The following is a 19,644-nucleotide window of genomic DNA, read 5'->3' as shown; positions in this document are numbered from 1 at the left end:
CTCACGACTCCGCCCCGGCAGCACGGCGCTGCGCCTTGCCCAGCACGCTGACCAGGTAGCGCGCGGTGATGAACACGATCACCCACAGCAGCAGCATGTAGGTGCTGCCGCGGGAGTAGTCGAGGTTGATGATGGAGTCCTCGAAGGCTCCGATCTGCAGGGTGCGGGTGGCCACACCGGGACCGCCCGCCGTCAGCACGTAGATGTGGTCGAACACCTTGAGGTTGTCCATGAACCGGAAGATGACCGCGACCAGGATGTAGGGCCACAGCATCGGCAGCATCAGCTTGCGGAACATGTAGAACCAGCCGGCGCCGTCGACCTCGGACGCTTCGAACGGCTCCTTGGGCAGTGACCGGATCCCGGCGAGGACCAGGATCGCGACGAACGGTGTGAAGATCCACAGGTCGACGAGGATCACCGACCACAGCGCGTTGGTCGACGACAACCAGTCGAACGTGTTGCCCAGCCCGAGAACGTGATTGAGGATGCCGAACTGCGGGTTGAACATCAGCTTCCAGATCACGCCCGCGATGACCGGCGCGATCATCAGCGGCAGGATGAGCACTTTCTCGAACATCCGCCCGATCAACGACGACCGATTCAGCAGCAGCGCCAGGCCGACCCCGATGACCGTCTCGATGACCGTGGCCAGCACCGCGAAGATCGCCGTGACCTTGGCGCTCTGCCAGAAGATCTGATCGCCGAGAACAGATTTGAAGTTCTCGAACCAGACGAAGTGTGGATCCGGGTTCACCGCAGCGTAATTGAGGAAGGCGTAGTAGGCGCCCACCGCGAACGGGTACAGGATGCCGACGACGATCAGGACCGCCGGCACCGACAACAGGTAGGGCCGCAGCTTGCGCCGCCAGGTCGGGACCTCCGGCACCGCGCCCGCGGCCCGCCGGTCGACCGGTTCCGTTGCCGGAGCCGGGTGCTGGGATGTCTGCAGTGTCATGTCGCCGGCTCCTACAGGTTGACCTTGGAGGTGTTCGTCTTGGCCAGGCTGCGCAACCGGGAGGCCGCGTCGTCACCGCCGTAGATGTCCTGCAGCGCCACCGCCCAGTCCTTGGTGGTGTCGAAGAACTTCTTCTGCGGCGTGAACTGGATCTTCGATGAACCGATGACGGTCTCGAACGCCTCGAGGTAGCCGTACTGGTCGGCGGCGATCCGCTTGAAGGTGGTGTCGAACACCGACTGCCGCACGGGATCGGCGTAGATGCCGCCCTCGACGGCCTTGTTCATCGACTCCTTGCCGGTGGCCCACTGGATGAACAGCCAGGCAGGCAACTTGTTGCGGGAGTTGGCGTTCATCGCCCACGTCCACGTCCACAGGTTGGTCTTGTAGTTGCCGTCCGGTCCGGCCGGGCCCGCGTACCACCCGAGGTTGCCCGCCTCGGCGCTGGCGCCGGGCTTGTTCTTCGGATAGGTGGCGCTGTCGGCGTCGTAGACCATCATCGCCGTGCCGTCGCCCAGGTCGCCGGTGGCGTTCGGATAGTCATACGTCGTCCACGACGTCGGACCGGCCTTGTGCTGCATCTCGATCCACTTGCGTGTGAATTCGACGGCCTTGTCGCTGTCCATCTCCGCCACCAGATCGGTGCCGTCGAAGGTGTAGTCGACCGCACCCTCGCGGACGTACTGCGTCATGAATCCCGGATGGATCGTGGCCCACGACTTCGAGCCGCGCGTGGCGATGCCGTAGCGGTTCTCGGACCGGTCGGTGAGATCGACCGCGAGCTGAATGAAGTCGTCGAAGTTGTCCGGCAGCCGCGTGATGCCACGCTGGTCGAAGTACGCCTTGTTGTAGGCGACGACGTTGTTCTCGAACCCCCACGGGATCGCCCACTGCCCACCGGTGCCCAGCGGGTTGCCGAGCTCGAAGTCCCACCGGGTCGAGGTGCGCAGACCCTCGAAGATGTCCTCGAAGTCGTACTCGGCGTTGGTGGCCGAGCTGTTCTGCAGCCACGGGTTGAGGTCCTCGATCCACCCGGGCGGGCCGTACTGCCAGATGAAGTAGGCGCCCAGCATGAACGCGTCGTGCTTGCCCGTGCCACCGGCCAGCTCGGTGTTGAGCTTGGTGAAGTAGTCCGCCTCCGGAACGAGATCGACGTTGACGTTGATCCCGGTCAGTTCGGTGAACTCCTTGAGCAGCGGTTGATACGACTGCTGGTACGGGTGCGGGGTCTGCAGCAGGTTGATGGTCGACCCGGAAGCCTTCTTCCAGTCGAACCCACCGGTGACCTCCGACGCCCCGTTGGGCGCGTTGGTGCGGCCCCCGACGCCGCAGGCCGACAGCACCGGCAGGCTCACTGCCGCCGCTCCGGCCAGCCCCATGGCCGCCAACATGTTCCGCCTCGACAACTGGCGGTGCGGTCCGGGTCGCAATTCTCGGCTCATCACAGTCGCTTTCGTCAGGCAGGGATCAGGGAGACCTTGACCGATTCCTTTCCGCTGGCCACCAGGTCGAGGCCTTGCTGGAATTCGGTGAGAGGCAACTGATGAGTGCAGATCTCGTTCATCGGGAGCACACCGGACTCGATCATCTTGATCGCCGCGGGCCAGCAGTACGGTCCGAGATGTGCGCCGAGCACATCGAGTTCCTTATCGTCGCTGATGATGCTCCAGTCGACGGTCGCGTCGCTGCCGAAGACGCCGTACTCGACGTAGCGTCCGAGCTTGCGCAACAGGTTCAGGCCCTGCGGCACCGCCGACGTGTGGCCGGTGCCTTCAAGGTACACATCGGCGCCGTAACCGTCGGTGAGGTCCTTGACGATCTTCTCGGCGTCCTGTTCGGCGATGTTGATCGTCAGGTCGGCCCCGCACTTCTCGGCGAGCTTGAGCTTTTCGGGGGCCATGTCCAAGGCGATGACGCGCATCGGGTTCTTGGCCTTGGCGCCGGCGATCATGCCGAGGCCGATCGGGCCGCAGCCGGCGACCACGACGGTGTCCTCGAAGGTGATCTGCGCGCGCTCCACGGCGTGCAACGAGCACGACAGCGGCTCGGCGAACGCGGCGTGGTGCGCCGGGACCTCGGGAGAAACCTTGTGCACCAGCGCGTCTGCCGGATACACCATGTAGCTCGCCATGGCGCCGGGGGTCCGGCGCTTGAACCCGTAGAGGTCGTGCGGCTGGCACATGTGGTACTGGCCGCGCTTGCAGAACCGGCACTCCCAGCACGGCACGATCTGCTCGGAGACCACCCGGTCGCCGACGGCGATGCCCCACCGCTCGGCGGCTTCGTCGTCGAGTTCGACGACCCGGCCGACGAATTCATGCCCGGGGATGACCATCGTCTCGGCCCACGCCGGGCGGTTCTCGTCGCCCCAGAACTTCGCGGCGCCGTGGTAGCACTTCAGATCGCTGGCGCAGATACCGACGGCTTCGACCTTGATCAGCGCCTCACCCGCCCGGCGCACCGGCACCGCGACCTCTTCGAGTCGGTAGTCGTGGGGGCCGTGGCAGATCACCGCTTGCATCTTCTCGCGGATCGGGTCCGACATCTGCACTCCTGTCAACGTCGCTGTCCGGCAGTCATCACCTGCGCGGCGATGTGGGTGCAGTCACACTAACGCCACCGGTGCACAAATGTCCAGAACACATGTTCATAGAACATCTACCGAGAACAGATGTTCAGATGGCATACTCGGCGCATGCCCAGGACCGCTCGGCCGTCGTCTACTCCCGCAGGCGCCGATTCCGCGACTGACGGTGAGGCCGGGCATTTTCCGGCGTCGCTGCTGTACCAAGCGGCCAAGCTGTACTACACCGAGGACGCCACCCAGGCCGAGGTGGCGAACCGGCTCGGCACCAGCCGCGCAACGGTCAGCCGGCTGCTGGCCGAGGCCAAACGGCGCGGCATCGTCCGCATCGAGGTGGTGCCGCCCGCCGAGGTCGCGGTCGGCGATCTGTCCGACAGGCTTGCGCGCGCGCTGTCGTTGACCAGCGTGGTGCTGAGCCTGCCATTGCCGACACCGGGTCCCGGGCGCAGCCATTTGGACGTCATGGGCGGTGTGCTGGCACCCGCCGTCGGTCGTGCGCTGTCCGCGGCCGGGTTGCTGCCCGGTGATGTGCTGCTGGTGTCGTCGGGCCGCACGGTCTACGAGGTGGCGCAGTACGACCTGGCGCCGTTGCCCGGGGTGCTGGTGGCTCCGACGGTCGGTGGCAACGATCAGCCCGAGGCCTGGTATCAGACCAACGAGATCACCCGCTTGATCGCCGACCGTGTCGCCGGTCGGCCCAATTACCTGTTCGCACCGGCACTCCCGGGTCCCGACCTGTATCCCTCACTGCTCAACGACCCCACCATTCAGCGGGTGCTCCACCTGTGGCCGCACGCCAGGTGTGCGCTGATGGGCGTGGGGGCGCCGCCGCTGATGCGTGCCGACATCCCCCGGTTCGTGCCGACCGAGTCGACGTCGTTGCGCGCGGCCGTCGGTGACGTGTGCTCGCGGTTCTTCGATCGCGCGGGCGAGCCGGTCGAGTTCGAGGGCAGCGACCGCCTGATCGCCGTGGAACTCGAAGCGCTGCGGCACATCCCGGTCACCATCGCGGTGGCCGTCGGCACCGACAAGATCGACTCGATCATCGCCGGCGCCCGCGGCGGGTACTTCAACCAGTTGGTCACCGACCCGGCGACGGCGTCGGCCCTCCTCAATCATCTGGAGCAGACGTGACAATGGTCAGCGAGGCCCGCTACGCCGGCGCATTGCGACTCGACGGAAAACGCGCGCTGATCACCGGCGCCACCAAGGGGATCGGCGCCGACATCGCGCGCGCGTTCGCCTCGGCCGGGGCCACCCTGGTGCTCAGCGGACGCGACGACGCCGAGCTGAACACGGCACGCGCAACGCTGGCCGATGAGTTCGGCGTCGAGATCCGCACGGCGGCCGTAGATCTCGCTGCCGACGACGGGCCGGCTGCGCTCGCCAGCACGGCGCTCGACGCCTTCGGCGGGCTCGATGTGCTCGTCAACAACGCCGGCGTCTCGTATCCGCAGCCGGTGACGCAGACCGACCCCGCGCAGTTCGACGCGACGATCGCGGTGAACCTGAGGGCCCCGGCGCTGCTGGCGTCGATCGTGGGTGCCGCGATGGCGGAGGCCGGGACCGGCGGGTCGATCATCACCGTGGCGTCGGCGGCCGCCCTGGCGCCGCTGCCGGATCACTACGCGTACTGCGCGTCCAAGGCCGGTCTCGTCATGGCGACCAAGGTGCTGGCCCGCGAGCTCGGGCCGCACGGCATCCGGGCGAACTCGGTGTGCCCGACGGTGGTACTGACCGAGATGGGTCAGCGGGTGTGGGGCGAGGAGGCCAAGGCGGCCCCGATGCTTGCGCGGATTCCGTTGGGTCGCTTCGCCGTTCCGCACGAGGTCAGCGACGCGGTGGTGTGGTTGGCCTCGGATCTGGCGAGCATGGTCAACGGTGTGGACATCCCCGTCGACGGCGGCTACACGATGGGCTGACGCTCAGCCGGGGTCCATCGAGGTGAGTCGGTGCACCTGCGGCCGGGTGGCGGGGTACAGCTCGCTCCACACGGCATACAGCTCGTCGTAGAGCGCGCGGTTGGCCGGGTCGGGCTTGACCTCGCGCGCGATCTTGGCCCAGTCGGTCGACGGCGGCACCAACCCGGCCCCGATCCCGGCGAGCAGCGCGTCGCCGTAGCTGGCCCCGATGGCCTGTTCCGGGATCAGCTGTGAGCGCCCGGTGATGTCGCTGACGGCCTGCGTCCAGATCGGGCTGCGCAGACCGCCACCGACGGCGACGGTCCTGGTGCCGGCGTGGGCGTCGTCGAACCGCTCCAGGATCTGGCGGATGCCGAACGAGATGCCTTCGTAGGCGGCCCGGAACAGGTGGCCGCGGCCGTGCCGCAGCGTCAGCCCGGCGACGACTCCCCTGGCCTGCGGATCGAACACGGGGGTGCGCTCGCCGGCGAGGTACGGCAGCACCACCAGTCCCTCGCTGCCCGGCGGAACGGCCTGCGCTTCGGCCATCAGATCCTCGAAAGAGGCACCGCCGGTCACGGTCTGCAGCCAGCTGATCATGCTGCCCGCCGTCGACGTGCCCGCCGCCAGCGCGAGGCTGCCGCGCTCGACGCCCGCAGTGATCCACAACGCCGGATCGCTGTAGTACTCGTCGATGACCTGCACGATGAACATCGTCGAGCCGTACATCAGCATCTGGTCGCCGGGAGCACGCACACCGACCGAGAAGGCCTCGGAGTAGGCGTCCACCGCACCGGCCGCGACCGGGGTGCCGGCCGGCACGCCGGTCGCGGCGGCGGCTTCGGCGGTGACGGTCCCCACCACCTCGCTGGGCCACGCCAGCCGCGGCAGCGGCAGATGTCGGCAAATGCGTTGCGCCCATTGATGGTTCCAGTCGAAGTCCTTGGTCACATACATCGGGTCGCACTGGCTCGCGGTGTGATGGTCCATCACGTATTCGCCGGTCAGCTTCGCCGCGATGTAGGAGTTGGACCCGTACCAGCCTCTGGCCCGGTCGAACACGTCGGGCTCGTGCCGGTGCACCCACTCCAGCTTCGGGCCCACCGCCTGGCTCGACAGCACCGTACCCGCCTCGGCCATGATGTTCTGCGCACCGAACTCGGCTGTCAGTGCGGCGATCTCGGCGGTGGCCCGGGTGTCGACGCCGTACAGGATGGCCGGCCGCAGGGGCCGCAGATCGGCGTCGCACAGCACCAGGCAGGGCCCGACACCGCTGACGCACATCGCACCGAGGACACCGCCGCTGGGCACCTTGGCCATCAGCGCCCGGCTGATGGCGCACACCTCGCGCCACCACACCGCCTCCGCGTCGACCTCGGCCCAACCCGGGCGAGGCAAGTCCATGGAGTGCGGGATGGTTTCGGTCGCGACGACCGACCCCGAGGTGTCGACGAGGACACCTTTCGTGCTCCCCGTCCCCATGTCGATCCCGAGCAGCAGCTCCACGCGATAGACCCTACGTCAGGACCCTGCTCCGATCGGCTCCGCTGATCGTTCGATATGACCGCCGAACATGAGCGGCATCGTCCATTGATCGTGAACAATGGACACGTGGACACCCGCCGTCTCCAACTGCTGCTCGCGCTGTCGCGGCTCGGATCGATGCGCGCGGTGGCCGAGACCTACCGCCTCACCACGTCCACGGTGTCGCAGCAGATCGCGGCACTGGCAAAAGAAACCGGCGCTCAGTTGATCGAACCGGAGGGACGCCGGGTGCGGCTGACCCCGGCGGGGCGACGACTGGCGGATCACGCGGTGACGATCCTGGCCGCCATCGACAGTGCGCGGTTGGACCTCGACCCCGACGCCGAACCGAGCGGTGTGGTGCGGATAGGCGGCTTCGCGACCGGTATCCGGGTGTCGCTGCTGCCCATCGTGGCCGATCTGGCCGCGACCTACCCCGAGGTCGAACTCGTCATCAGCGAGTACGAACCGGTCGAGGCGTTCTCGTTGCTCAACGACGACAGCATTGATCTGGCCTTGACCTACGAGTACAACCTGGCACCGGCCTCGCCGGGACCGCTGCTCGAGACCGAAGCGCTGTGGTCGATCACCTGGGGGCTCGGCGTCCCGGTGGACTTTCCCGATGGTCCGGTCGACCTGAGCACATACGCCGGCTACACCTGGATCGTCAACTCGCGCAACACCGCCGACGAGACCGCCGTCCGGACGCTGGCGGCGCTGGCCGGATTCGCACCGCGCATCGCGCACGAGATCGACAGCCTCGATCTGGTCGAGGAACTGATCGTCGCCGGCTTCGGCGTCGGCCTGCTACCGCTGGGCAGGCCGACCAGTGCCGGGGTCAAGGTGCTCCCGATGCCCGACCCGAAACCGGTGTTGACCGCCTACGCCGTGACCCGGCGCGGCCGCGCGATCTGGCCACCGCTGCGCGTGATCCTGGACCGGATGCGGCCGCCCCGCGACGCCGCACTACCGCGCGCGCAGTGGCCGCGGCCGGAAGCCGAGCACTGAATCACTGAGCCGGCATCACTGCCCGAGCGTCAGCGGCTGGGCTGCGCGATACTGGTCGAGCACTGCCGGGGTGGGATCTGCGCGGTAGGTCTGGCCGCCCTCCGCAGTCCACTCCGGTGGCGAATCCGACTGCGACAGTGTCCACGCGGCCTGACGCGCCGCACCCAGTGCCACGTACTCGGCCGGAGTCGGCACCCGCACCGTCGTCCCCAGCACCGCGGGGGCGATCCGGCGGACGGCCTCCGAACGCGCTCCCCCGCCGGTGAGGATGACATCGTGGACGTCGACGCCGTGCGCGGCGATCTTCTCGACGCAGTACGCCATCGAACTCAGCAGACCTTCGACCGCTGCGCGAGCGACGTTGGCCGACGTCAGGTTTCGGGTGTTCGCGCCGTGCAGGGCTCCACTGGCCTCGGGCAGATTCGGCGACCGTTCCCCCTCGAAGTACGGCACCAGCGTCAGGCCTTCTGCGCCTGCGGGCGCCGACAGCGCCAACCGGTCCAACTCGTCGAACTCCACGCCCAGCATCCGCGCGACCGCCGCGAGCACCGGCGCGCCGTTGAGCGTGCACACCAGCGGCAGTTGGCGGCCGGTGGCGTCGGCGAAGGCAGCCACCACACCCTCCGGATCGTGCGGTGCCACGCCGCCCACCGCGCTGACGACACCCGACGTCCCCAGCGACAGCACGCAGTCGCCCTCGGCCGCACCCAGCCCCAGTGCCGCGGCGGCGTTGTCGCCCGCGCCGGCGCCCAACTGTGCACCCGAGGCGGTCCGCCCCGCCGTATCGCGCGGGCCGAGCACCTCCGGGACCAGCGGCCGTCGTCCGCGCATCGCCAGCTCGAGCAGGCCGGAGTCGTATTCGCCTGCCTCCGAGGAGAAGTAGCCGGTTCCACTGGCGTCGCTGCGGTCGGTGCGAAGGTCGCCGATGTCGGTCGAACCGCTGAGCCGCCAGGTCAACCAGTCGTGCGGCAGGCACACGGCGGCCGTCGCGTCGGCTTGCGCGGGTTCGTGGTCGGTGAGCCAGCGCAGTTTGGTCGCGGTGATCGCCGCCACCGGCACCACGCCGATGCGTTTGGCCCACTCGTGGGCTCCGCCGAGTTCGTCGGTGAGCTGTACGGCGGCCGTGCTGGACCGGGTGTCGTTCCACAGCAACGCATTCCGCACCACCTGGCCGTTTTCGTCCAGGCACACCATGCCGTGCTGCTGGGCACCGACCGAGACGGCGGCCGCGTCGTCCAGGCCGCCCGCGGCCGACACCGCGGTCTCCAGCGCGGCCCACCAGTGTCGGGGGTCGACTTCGGTGCCGTCGGGGTGCGGCGCCGACCCGGAGCGCACCACCGCGCCGGTGTCCGCGTCACAGATCAGCACCTTGCAGGACTGGGTGGACGAATCGATGCCCGCAACGAGAGTCACCCTTGCGAAACTACTACGCCGCGCGGGCGGGGTGGGTGCCGAAACCGCCGTTCGGTGGCCACTGCGAGGGGCGACTGCGAGAATCAGGTGTGGACACCGAGGGCCCGGACGCGCACCCCCAGGGAGACGATGGCCGCGGCGAGACGGAAACGCAACGGCTGGACCGCAATTGGTCGAGCTTGCTGCAGGAACTGCGCGTCGCGCAGACCGGTGTCCAGTTACTCACCGGGTTCCTGTTGATCCTGTCGTTCTCGGACCGCTTCGACGACCTCGACACCGCGATGCGGGTGGTCTACCTGACCACTGTGGTCTGCTCGATCGGCGCGACCATCCTGCTCATCGCCCCGGTGAGCATGCACCGGCTGCTGTTCCGCCGGCGGCGCATGCGCTCGCTGGTGGCCACCGCCCACAGCTACGCGCTCGTGGGGATGTTGTTGCTCGGAGTCGCGCTCGCCGGCGTCGCCACCATCATCTTCGACACGGTCGCCGGCCGGACCGCGGCGTGGATCGCGGGCGGGGTCAGCCTGGTGACTCTGTCGATGTTCTGGTTCGTGTTGCCCCTGCGCCAACGCCGTATGCGCGGGACAAACTGACGTTTGTGGCACCGACAGCCCGGGAACACAGGGGCCATGTTGATCCGTCGTATCGCGCGCCCGATGCTGTCAGCTGCCTTCATCGCCCGTGGGGTGGAAGCGCTGCGGAGTCCCAAGCCGGCGGCCGACGCCGCCCGTCCCACGCTCGAGGGGCTGAGCAAGCTGCCCGACCCGGTCGGCACCAATGTCCCGGCCAACGCCGAAACCGTCGCCAAGGTGACCGCCGCTGTGCAGATCGGCGGTGGCCTGTTGTTGGCGACCGGCAAACTGCCACGGCTGGCATCGGCCGCGCTCGCGGTGAGCGTGGTCCCGGGCAGCCTTGGTGGACACACGTTCTGGAGCGAGACGGATCCAGCACGTAAGGCCGAGGAACGGCGGGCGTTCATCACCGACGTCAGCCTGATCGGCGGATTGATCATCGCCGCGGTGGACACCGAGGGCAAACCGTCGCTGGGCTGGCGCGGCCGCCAGGCGGCGCAGAAGGTGTCCGGCGCCGTGACCGCGGCACTGCCCGCAGGGGCGGCGGCCGGCGGGGCGCTCGGTGACAGCGCCATCGCCGACAAGGTCAGCCATGGGCTGCAGGTCGGGGCGGAACGCGGCCGGGAGATCGCACACGTCGCGCTCGAACGGGGCAGCGAGCTCGCCGAGGTCGCCCGGGAGCGCGGACCGGAGTTCGCGGAGTTGGCCCGCAAGCGGGGTGCTGAACTCGCCGAGGTGGCGCGCGAGCGCGGACCGGAGTTCGCCGAGTTGGCCCGCAAGCGCAGCGCCGACTTCGCCGACGTTGCGCGCGAGCGCGGACCGGAGTTCGCCGACGTTGCGCGCAAGCGCAGCGCCTTGCTGGCCGACGTTGCGCGCGAGCGCGGTTCGGAGTGGGCCGATGTCGCCCGCGAGCGGGCGCCGGAAGCGCGGGGGCGTGCTCAGGAAATCGCCGAGACGGCCCGCAAGCAGGCTCGCAAACAAGCCAAGCAGGCGAGCAAGGAAGCCAAGCGGCAGCAGCGCAAACTGCGCTGATCCGCCCCAAAGGTCACGGCGTCGCCGGTAGATTGGCGCCGTGACCAGCCCTGAATTCGGATACCAGCCAGGACAGTACGGCGAGCCGGGAGGCTACCCGCCCTCCGCGGGCCGTCCCGGCGGCCTGCTGTTGCGCTGGCTGGCGCGCCTCATCGACGGAATCATCGTCGGCATCATCAGCTGGCTGCTGGCGTTCTTCACCGACAGCCTTTCGAGCATCTGGGTGACGGGTCTGTTCACCGGGGTGCTGATGTTCGTGTACTTCTTCGCCTTCGAGACCACCACCGGCTCGACGCTGGGCAAGAAGGTGCTCGGCCTGCGGGTGCTGGGCCCCGGCGGCACACCCAAACCGACGGCCGCACAGTCGGCGATCCGCAATTCGTGGACTGTTCTGCCGGTCATCCCGTTCGTGGGCGGGCTGCTCGGCTTCATCGCGATCGTCGTCATCGCCGTCACGATCAACGGCAGCCCGACCAAACAGGGCAAGCACGATCAGCTCGCGGGCGGCACCCAGGTCGTCAAGGCCTGATCGCGGCTGCGGTCAGACCACCAGCCACACGATCAGGCTGAGCCCGAACGCGGTCAGGCCGAGTGTGGTCTCCATGACCGTCCACGTCTTGAACGTGGTCTTGACGTCCATTCCGAAGAACCGGCTGACCAACCAGAATCCCGAGTCGTTGACGTGGGACAGCACAGTCGCGCCGGCGGCGATCGCGATGACGAGCAGGGTGAGCTGAACACTGCTGAGGCTTGCTTCGGCGGCGGCGGCACTGAGCAACCCGGCCGTCGTCGTCAGCGCGACGGTCGCCGAACCCTGCGCCACCCGCAGCAGCGTGGCGATGATGAACGCCTGCACGATCAGCGACATGCCCAGGCCCGACAGTGAGTCGGTCAGCGCACTGCCGATGCCGCTGAGTCGCAGCACCCCGCCGAACATGCCGCCCGCACCGGTGATCAGGATGATCGAGCAGACCGGGCCGAGCGCCTTGTCGAACAGCGTGCTGACGTCGTCCATCGAGCGACCACCGCGCAGACCCAGCACCAGGGTGGCCACGACAACGGTGATGAGCAGCGCAATGCTGGTGTTGCCCAACAACATCAGGTACTGAGCCCAGGTGGATTCCTCCAGCACGCCGGCGGTGATCAGGGTATCGAGAACGGTATTGAACCCGATCAGTACCAGCGGCAGCAGCAGGACGCCGAGCACGGTGGCGAACGACGGCGCGGTGCGGGTTGCGGTGACAGCTCGCCCGGTGCCGGAGGTGCCGCCGTCGGTGTCGGTGTCGCCGTTGCGCCCGTCGTTCATCTCACCGAACAGCGCGGTGGGAACGTCGACGTGGATGCGCCGTCCCAACGCCCGCGAAACCAGCAGCACACCGATATACCAGGACACCACCGCGATCGGCAGGCCGATCACCAGCGTCAGACCGATGCTGGCTTCCAGCGCCTCGGCGGCCGCGACCGGTCCCGGGTGCGGCGGGACCAAGGCATGCATGGCGGCGAACGCACCGGCGGCGGGCAGCCCGTACAGCAGCAGCGACCCGCCGAAGCGGCGCGCGACGGTCATGATGATCGGCAGGAAGACGACGAGGCCGGCATCGAAGAAGATCGGGAAGCCGAAGATCAGCGCAGCCACGCCGAGCGCCAACGGCGCGCGCTTCTCGCCGAACCGGCTGATCAGCGTGTCGGCCAGCACCTGCGCTCCGCCCGTGACTTCGAGCAGTCTGCCGAGCATGACGCCGAAGCCGACCAGCAGCGCTACCGAGCCCAGCGTGTTGGAGAACCCGAAACTCAACGCCGACGGCACATCACCGACCGGGATGCCCGCGGCCAGCGCCGTCAGCGCGCTGACCAACACCAGCGCGACGAACGCGTGCATCTTGACCTTCATGATGAGGAAGAGCAGGACCGCGACCGCCGCCGCCGCTATCAGCAGCAGGGTGGTGGCGCCGTATGCCGGTTCGATCGCTTCCATGAGGCCTCCGAGGGTCTGCGGGTTGGGGTTCGAATTCGGTTGAAGGAGAATGTGTTCGGCGTGAACCTCAGCCGTGCTCGGTTTCTGCGGTGGCGGTCACGTAGGCCTCGATGATGGCGTCGATGCTCTGGTCGACGTCGATATCGACGCCGCGTTCATCGGGCTCGAGCGGTTCGAGGGTCTCAAACTGGGACGTCAGCAGCGAGGCGGGCATGAAGTGGCCGGGCCGACTGGCCTGCCGGCGGCCGATGACCTCCGGGGTGCCGCGCAGGTGCAGCAGCTCGACCTCCGGACAGTGCCGGCGGAGTTGGTCGCGGTACTTGCGTTTGAGTGCCGAGCAACTCATCACCCCACCGGTGGCGCAGCGTTCGGCCAGCCACTCCCCGATCGCTTCCAGCCACGGGTAGCGGTCGTCGTCGTTGAGCGCCTCACCCGCCGTCATCTTGGCGATGTTGGCCGGCGGGTGAAAGTCGTCCGCGTCGGCGAACGGCACACGCAGGCGTTGTGCGAGCGCGGCCCCGACGGTCGACTTGCCCGACCCGGACACGCCCATCACGACGATTGGTGACGCCATCTGCACCGCCTACCCAGTTGTGTTTGGCGTCACACAGCATGCCTTAAAAAGCATATGATTGCAACAGAGTTACGGAATCATATGTTTTTATCCGACCCAGCAAAGCTATGACAGGATGTATCCGTGGTGTCTCGGCCAAACGTCGGTGCTCTGCACGGGAGTTTGCTCGCCGCGCTGGGGACCGCGATCGTGTCCGGCGAGTACGCGACCGGAGATGTGCTGACCCTCGACGCGGTGAGCGCGCAGCACGGCCTGTCACGCAGCGTCGTGCGCGAGGCGATCCGGGTCCTCGAATCGATGGGCATGGTCGAATCGCGGCGCCGGGTCGGAATCACGATTCAACCGACCGACAAGTGGAATGTCTTCGACCCGCTGCTGATCCGCTGGCGGTTGGACTCCCCGGACCGTGCCGCACAACTCCTCTCGTTGTCCGAACTGCGGCGCGGATTCGAGCCTGCCGCCGCGGCGTTGGCGGCGCGCCGCGCCGACCCGGACCAGTGCCGGTTGATGGCCGCGGCGGTGTCGGACATGGTGATGCACGGGCGTGCCGGCGACCTCGGGGCATATTTGGAGGCGGACAAGCTGTTTCACCGCACGCTGCTCGAGGCCAGCGGAAACGAGATGTTCCGTGCACTCGACGGGGTGGTCGCCGAGGTACTGGCCGGGCGCACGCACCACGGGATGATGCCCGCCACGCCGAACCCCGCCGCGATCGATCTGCACGACCAGGTGGCGCGGGCAATCCGGATGCGCGACGAGGCGGCCGCCGAACGGGCGATGCGCGCGATCATCGACGAGGCCAGTCTGGCTGTAGCCGAGGAACTCTAGGGCTTCGGCCGCACCCCCCGAAGCGCGTCGCCCGGGCAGTGGTTAACTGCGAAACGTGGACAGGCTATCGACGCTGGCGCGCCGCTTCTTCGAACGACTCGAACCCGTGCACGCCGTCACCTACTTCGCTCCCGAGTCTCGCGAAGCGCTCGATGCGCTGGGGTACAAGGGTTTCTGGATGGGCTATTTCGCGGCCCGCTCGGCGCCGTTCGGCGTGGTGCCGCCGGAGGTCGTGACGGCGGCGTTCTACAACTTCGCGGCGCACCGCGTCGCGAAGGCGCTGCCGGCCGCGTGGGACGTCGCTCCGCCGGCCGACGCGCTGCGGGTTCGGCAGGAGGCTGCGGTCACCACGTTGCGCCGCTACGGCGTCGGCGACGGTGACGACCTGCAGACCGCGGCCGACCTCGCCGCCAAGGCCGCGGCCGCCGCGCCGCTGGACGGTCGCCCCCTGTTCGCCGCCAACGCGGCATTGCCGTGGCCGGAGGAACCGCTGGCGAAGCTGTGGCACGCCACCACCCTGCTGCGCGAACAACGCGGCGACGGGCACGTCGCCGTGCTCATCGCGGAAGGGATCACCGGGCGCGAGTGCAACGTGCTGCACGCCGCCGCGGGTCGGGTGCCGCGCGAGATGATCATGCGCAGCCGCGACTACGACGACGAGCAGTGGCGGTCCTACCAGGATCGGCTCACGCAGCGCGGCCTGCTCGACGGCGACGACCTGACCGATGCCGGCCGCGAGCTCAAGCAGCGAATCGAGGACAGCACCGACCGGCTGGCGCTCGGCGTGCTCGACGCGCTGGACGACGATGAGGTGGAGGCGCTGTTCCGGGCGTTGACCCCGATCACCCGCAAGGTCGTCGCGGGCGGTGACGTGCCCGCGGCCACGCCGATGGGACTGACCCGCGACGACCTCGACGACGACAGCGCCCACCTCTGAGCCCTCTCGTTGTGGCGCGAGCGCGCGTGTCTGCACACGACACGCCGCAGAATTTCAGCATTTTGTGCACGCTCGCGGCAGGCTCAGTGACGTGATGGTGTTGAAGTCGGTCCTGCTGTTCGTGCTCGCCGCGCTGCTCGAGATCGGCGGCGCGTGGCTGGTCTGGCAAGGCGTGCGGGAGCACCGCGGCTGGTGGTGGATCGGCGCGGGTGTAATGGCGCTCGGCGCTTACGGATTCGTGGCGGCGTTTCAACCGGATGCCCACTTCGGCCGGGTGCTGGCCGCCTACGGCGGGGTCTTCATCGCCGGATCGCTCGCCTGGGGCATGGTGGCCGACGGCTTCCGGCCCGACCGATGGGATGTCGCCGGCGCGTTGATCTGTCTTTTCGGCGTCGGACTGATCATGTACGCGCCGCGTTAGCGCACGCTCGCGCCAGAAGCGGTCAGGGCCTGTTGCGGTTCCATTCCACCCAGCCCACGCCCGTGCGGCCGTCGGCGGTGGTGACGGTTCCCCACGCGCGCGGGAACTGGCTGACCCGGCCGTCGGTGGATGTCAGCAGCACCGGCGCGTTGCCCTTGGGCTCGAACGTGGCGACGACGTCGCCCGGGTTCAACGTGATCGTCGTCTGCAGCGGTAAACCGTTGTCGGCGAACGTCTCCCGTGCCGTCACGGTCTGCGACTCCAGCAGCGACTCGCCGGGGGTCTGCACATAGCCGATGCCGAACTGCGGCGCCCCGGGGATGCGGATGTCGACACCGTGCAGGCGGGTGCCGTCGTCGAGATGCAACGCGCTCCACACCCAGTCCATCGCCCACCAGTCGCGCATCCCCCACGAGTGGTCGCGCTGACCCGGCACGTCGGCGAACGAGAACTCCCGCCCGTCCACGGTGACGCTGCCCGACACCGTGCACGGGATCTCGTAGCGCGGCGTGATCCGGTACAGGTACGGCGTGCCGACGGTGCGCCACTCCAGGTTCATCGTCACCTTGACGGGGCGCCCGGCCTCGCCGCGCAACAGCCCCGCCGGATCGTCGAACGCCTCGCCACGCCCGCGCATCGTCACCCGATAAGTCCTCAGCGGCTCGGTCGGGTCCAGGGTCAGGTCGATTGCCCCGGTGCCCTCAAAATCGTTGAGCGCGTAGGTCGGCATGTCCGGGCCGCACACCAGGCCGTTGACCCACGACGTCGCGATGTTTGGGTACAGCCCGAGCCGGATCCAGCCGCCGATCTGCTGGCCGGCGTCGACGAAGTCGAAGTACCAACTCTCGTTCCACAACGGCTCCTCGCCCGCCGGGTGAGCGACCTCGTCCTCGGCGGCCGGGGTCAGCGGCTCGGGGACCGTGGGCTCGGGCAGGATCGCGAGCGCGTCGACGTCGAGCACGTGGTCGCAGTGCCGCTGCAGCATCGTCATGAACATCGTGTCGCCGCGTTCGGTGCGCTCGACGAGCATCGAGGAGACGATCGCCATCGTCACCCCGAAAAAGCTCTGCCTGCGCACCCCGTCGCGCACCTCGTCGAGGCTGAGCTTCGCGCCCAGCGCCCGGTGATACGACTCCAGCAGCGCGTCGTAGTGCGCGCGGCGCACCTCGGACGGCAACGCGCACCCCAGGAAATAGGCGACATCGCTCAGCGCCGGCCCCCATGTCACGGTCTGCCAATCGACAACGGTCAGCGGCCGGTCCGCGCCCTGTTGACCGAACAGCATGTTGTCCAGCCGGTAATCGCCGTGCACCAGACCCTTGACCCGCTCTTCGCCGCCCTCCGCCGCGAGATACGCGTCGAACCCGGCGACCAACCGCTCGCACACCACCCGATGCTCCGGGGCGATCTGATCGGCATACCGCTCGGCGAACCCCGCGTAAAGCTGCGTGATCAACGCCTGATTCACCGGCGCATCGCGATTGAGCCAGTCCGCACTGGCCGCCGCCGGATCATCGAGCAGCGGGCCGTGCAGCCGACCCAGCTCCGCCAGCGCCAGCATCGCCTGCTCGGCGGTGGCTCCGCGGATCTCATCGCCGACCACCGCGGGCCCGGCGTCGCCGAGCACCAGGTGAAACGCCCCCGACTCCGCGTCGAACGCCGACGAATAGCACGGCGCCACCGGCCCGCCGATGCGCGAAGCGATGTCGGTGTAGAACCGCACCTCCCGCTCATACAGGCCCAGCGCCAGGCCGGTCTGCCTACTCACCGCATCAGTGGCCGCGACCTTGAGCACCACCGACCCGGGCCCCTGCCCGCTCTCGCCGTAACCCAACGTGATCCGGTAGCACTCGCTCATCTGCCCGGTGCCGATGCGCTCGAAGGAGAACCGCTCGACCGGCACCCCCAGCACCGAGACCAGCCACTCGACACTCAGATCGGTCGGACGCTCCACAACGTCAGTGATGGGCACTGGTCACCTCCGTGTGACACATATCGGGCGCCGTGGCCACCACGTCCAGCGCGGGGTTGCGATCGAAGAAGCCGAACGGCTTGAGCCAGAACGACACCACGTCGACCGGCATCACGGGCCAGTCCTCCGGCCGCGTGATGTGGTGGATGCCGAATACATACCACAGCACCACATCGGTGTTATCGACCGGCCGGTCGGCCGCCGTCCACACGCTCAGTCCCGTGTCGCGGACCGATTGGTTGACGAATTCCCCTGCGGGCCAACGCTCGTCGGGATGATTCGGGGTGACCCACAGGGTGTGGCCGATCACGCCGGCGCGCTCGAGTACCGGCGAGTCCGGAGCAAACATCGGCGGGATAGCTCCGCCGGGCACCAGCTGGTACGCCGGATGGGTGCCGAGTGCGGTGACGACGTTGGTGTTGACCACCTTCCACGCGCGCTGGGTCGCGAAGTTGACGTCCTGCTTCGCCTGGCTCTCCGAGCGCAGCGGCACGTCACGCGCGACCAGCGACAGACCGTGCGGATTGTCCGGTCCGGTCGGCTCGGCGTAGGACTCCGACATGTACACCGTGTTGTCGACACCGTCGATGTCCATGTCCAGCCGCGCCACCAGAAAGTGTTGGTGGAACGGCGCATACGTGCGCTCGTCGACCAACGTGCCGTTCGGGTGCGGCTGTCCCGGCGCCAGCGGCGTGGTGACCATGATGCCGGTCGCGCGCACCTCGCACTCGATGTTGCCGTCCTGGTGGAACCGCCAGTAGACCAGGTACTCGTAATTCGCGACGGTGACGTGGAAGGACACCGTCAGGCGACGCATCCGCCGCACCTCCGCGCCGACGTCGTGGTCGACGTGTTTCCACAGCACCGCGTTGTCTTCCTCGTGGATGCAGATCGCGTTGGCGATCGTGTACGGCTCACCCTTGCTGTTGTGCAGAACCGCGTCGAGGTAACGGATTTCGCCGAGACAGTCGCAACCCAGTTCCAGCGAGGTGGTCATGAAGCCGAGGCCCCACTCACCGATGTCGAACGCGGTGCGCCGATAGTGATCGATGCTCGGATCACGGTACGGAACAATCATCTCGGCGAACGACAACCGGTGTGCCACAGGGCGATTCCGGTCGCCGTCGCGGTAACGCACGGTGTGCAGCACCATGCCCTCGCGGTAGTTGAACCCGATCCGCAGTGACCAGTTCTGCCACTGCAGCAGATTGCCGTCCAGCGTGAACGACGGGCCGTCGGCCTGGGTGACATGCAGCGGCTTGAGCGGTTCGCGGCGTGACCGCGCGCGGATGGCCTCCGGGATGAGGGCGGGCACGTATTCGCCCATCACATGGGGATTCCGACGTCACCGCTGTTCTCGACCTCGAGCAGTTCCATGGTGTTGAGGTCGATGACGCAGTGCAGCCCGCTGATCAGGTGCGCGTAGGGATTCGCCCCCGGGGCGGCCCGCAGCCAGGTGTCCGACCAGCCGAGCCTGCGGTCGCGGTACTGCGGCGGCGCGACCGCGTGGCCGTAAGTCCAGGTGTCGAAGAACACCAGATCCATGTCGGTGATGCCGCGTGCGGCCAGGGCCGAGGCGACGTCGGGATGGCTGCGCAGCAGTCGATCACACTCGACGAACTCGTCGACGGTGAAATTGGCCTGCACGCCGGGGACGTGTTCGAAGGACTCGACGCGATCCTCGGACAGCGACACCCGGCTCTTGTACGTCGCGTTGCTGGCACGGTTCAGGCAAACCACCGTTGCGCGCCTCGGCGGCGTGACCGCTGCTTCTTCGAAAGCGGTGAGCTGGGCCTTGTCGGGTTCGGCGAGTTCGATCGAGGCGAACCGCCACCCCTCGCCGACGTCGCGGTCGCGATGAAGGATGGACGCGACGGCCGCAAACTCGTCGCTACTGAGGGGATCCAGCGGGTGAGCCACCCGCCAACGCAACCACATTCGCCCG

The 19,644-nt window shown here is 68.1% G+C and carries 17 protein-coding genes and 1 pseudogene; 9 read left to right on the top strand and 9 right to left on the bottom strand.

What is annotated here, in order from left to right:
• Position 1: 1 nt before the first annotated feature.
• The 3 genes from BLW81_RS19055 to eltD form a co-directional block, all read right to left on the bottom strand.
• A complete protein-coding gene (locus tag BLW81_RS19055; RefSeq protein ID WP_083408521.1) occupies positions 2 to 958 on the bottom strand; it encodes a carbohydrate ABC transporter permease in 957 nt (318 codons plus the stop codon).
• An 11-nt stretch (positions 959 to 969) separates the two neighbouring features.
• Positions 970 to 2,349 (bottom strand): extracellular solute-binding protein, encoded by a 1,380-nt coding sequence (locus BLW81_RS19050; RefSeq protein ID WP_407662351.1) that lies wholly within the window; start codon positions 2,347 to 2,349, stop codon positions 970 to 972.
• A 65-nt stretch (positions 2,350 to 2,414) separates the two neighbouring features.
• Positions 2,415 to 3,503, bottom strand: coding sequence for an erythritol/L-threitol dehyrogenase (gene eltD / locus BLW81_RS19045; protein WP_083410659.1), 1,089 nt, complete (start codon positions 3,501 to 3,503; stop codon positions 2,415 to 2,417).
• A 150-nt stretch (positions 3,504 to 3,653) separates the two neighbouring features.
• Here eltD and BLW81_RS19040 point away from each other — a divergent pair, with 150 nt between their 5' ends.
• Together BLW81_RS19040 and BLW81_RS19035 are read left to right on the top strand one after the other, a co-directional pair.
• On the top strand, positions 3,654 to 4,676 hold the full coding sequence (locus BLW81_RS19040) for a sugar-binding transcriptional regulator (RefSeq protein ID WP_083408519.1): 1,023 nt from the start codon (positions 3,654 to 3,656) through the stop codon (positions 4,674 to 4,676).
• Between the two features lie 2 nt (positions 4,677 to 4,678).
• Entirely contained in the window at positions 4,679 to 5,464 is a 786-nt protein-coding gene (locus BLW81_RS19035; protein WP_083408518.1) for an SDR family NAD(P)-dependent oxidoreductase, read from the top strand.
• 3 nt (positions 5,465 to 5,467) lie between these two features.
• Here the strand turns inward: BLW81_RS19035 and BLW81_RS19030 are convergent, their stop codons facing one another.
• On the bottom strand, positions 5,468 to 6,949 hold the full coding sequence (locus BLW81_RS19030) for an FGGY-family carbohydrate kinase (protein ID WP_083408517.1): 1,482 nt from the start codon (positions 6,947 to 6,949) through the stop codon (positions 5,468 to 5,470).
• Between the two features lie 105 nt (positions 6,950 to 7,054).
• On the opposite strand from BLW81_RS19030, the gene BLW81_RS19025 reads away from it, so the two are divergent.
• On the top strand, positions 7,055 to 7,975 hold the full coding sequence (locus BLW81_RS19025; protein ID WP_083410658.1) for a LysR family transcriptional regulator: 921 nt from the start codon (positions 7,055 to 7,057) through the stop codon (positions 7,973 to 7,975).
• Positions 7,976 to 7,990: 15 nt separating this feature from the next.
• Here BLW81_RS19025 and xylB read toward each other — a convergent pair whose 3' ends face one another.
• On the bottom strand, positions 7,991 to 9,388 hold the full coding sequence (gene xylB, locus BLW81_RS19020) for a xylulokinase (RefSeq protein WP_083408516.1): 1,398 nt from the start codon (positions 9,386 to 9,388) through the stop codon (positions 7,991 to 7,993).
• 89 nt (positions 9,389 to 9,477) lie between these two features.
• Here xylB and BLW81_RS19015 point away from each other — a divergent pair, with 89 nt between their 5' ends.
• Genes BLW81_RS19015 through BLW81_RS19005 form a run of 3 tightly spaced genes read left to right on the top strand, consistent with a single transcriptional unit; the run spans position 9,478 to position 11,521 of the window.
• Entirely contained in the window at positions 9,478 to 9,981 is a 504-nt protein-coding gene (locus BLW81_RS19015) for a DUF6328 family protein (protein WP_083410657.1), read from the top strand.
• A 36-nt stretch (positions 9,982 to 10,017) separates the two neighbouring features.
• Positions 10,018 to 10,992: a DoxX family protein gene (locus BLW81_RS19010; RefSeq protein ID WP_083408515.1), complete on the top strand. Its 975-nt coding sequence runs from the start codon at positions 10,018 to 10,020 to the stop codon at positions 10,990 to 10,992.
• A 40-nt stretch (positions 10,993 to 11,032) separates the two neighbouring features.
• A complete protein-coding gene (locus tag BLW81_RS19005; protein WP_083408514.1) occupies positions 11,033 to 11,521 on the top strand; it encodes an RDD family protein in 489 nt (162 codons plus the stop codon).
• Between the two features lie 12 nt (positions 11,522 to 11,533).
• Here the strand turns inward: BLW81_RS19005 and BLW81_RS19000 are convergent, their stop codons facing one another.
• Both BLW81_RS19000 and BLW81_RS18995 read right to left on the bottom strand, forming a co-directional pair.
• Entirely contained in the window at positions 11,534 to 12,967 is a 1,434-nt protein-coding gene (locus BLW81_RS19000; protein WP_083408513.1) for a GntP family permease, read from the bottom strand.
• A gap of 67 nt (positions 12,968 to 13,034) precedes the next feature.
• Entirely contained in the window at positions 13,035 to 13,541 is a 507-nt protein-coding gene (locus tag BLW81_RS18995; RefSeq protein WP_083410656.1) for a gluconokinase, read from the bottom strand.
• A gap of 123 nt (positions 13,542 to 13,664) precedes the next feature.
• Here BLW81_RS18995 and BLW81_RS18990 point away from each other — a divergent pair, with 123 nt between their 5' ends.
• From BLW81_RS18990 to BLW81_RS18980, 3 genes are all read left to right on the top strand, one after another.
• Complete coding sequence (locus tag BLW81_RS18990) at positions 13,665 to 14,369, top strand: FadR/GntR family transcriptional regulator (RefSeq protein ID WP_083408512.1); 705 nt, start codon at positions 13,665 to 13,667, stop codon at positions 14,367 to 14,369.
• 55 nt (positions 14,370 to 14,424) lie between these two features.
• Positions 14,425 to 15,306 (top strand): SCO6745 family protein, encoded by an 882-nt coding sequence (locus tag BLW81_RS18985; RefSeq protein WP_083408511.1) that lies wholly within the window; start codon positions 14,425 to 14,427, stop codon positions 15,304 to 15,306.
• Between the two features lie 94 nt (positions 15,307 to 15,400).
• Positions 15,401 to 15,727 (top strand): YnfA family protein, encoded by a 327-nt coding sequence (locus tag BLW81_RS18980; protein WP_083408510.1) that lies wholly within the window; start codon positions 15,401 to 15,403, stop codon positions 15,725 to 15,727.
• 22 nt (positions 15,728 to 15,749) lie between these two features.
• Here the strand turns inward: BLW81_RS18980 and BLW81_RS18975 are convergent, their stop codons facing one another.
• A complete protein-coding gene (locus BLW81_RS18975) occupies positions 15,750 to 17,699 on the bottom strand; it encodes a DUF7064 domain-containing protein (protein ID WP_083408509.1) in 1,950 nt (649 codons plus the stop codon).
• Positions 17,686 to 19,637, bottom strand: a pseudogene (locus tag BLW81_RS18970) (primary-amine oxidase). Before BLW81_RS18970 ends, BLW81_RS18975 begins: the two are co-directional and overlap by 14 nt.
• Between the last annotated feature and the right edge of the window lie 7 nt (positions 19,638 to 19,644).

This window comes from Mycolicibacterium rutilum (assembly GCF_900108565.1).
In the GTDB taxonomy this organism is placed as follows: domain Bacteria; phylum Actinomycetota; class Actinomycetes; order Mycobacteriales; family Mycobacteriaceae; genus Mycobacterium; species Mycobacterium rutilum.
The sequence above is the reverse complement of the archived record's forward strand: the minus strand, read 5'-3'. Positions and strand labels throughout refer to the sequence as shown.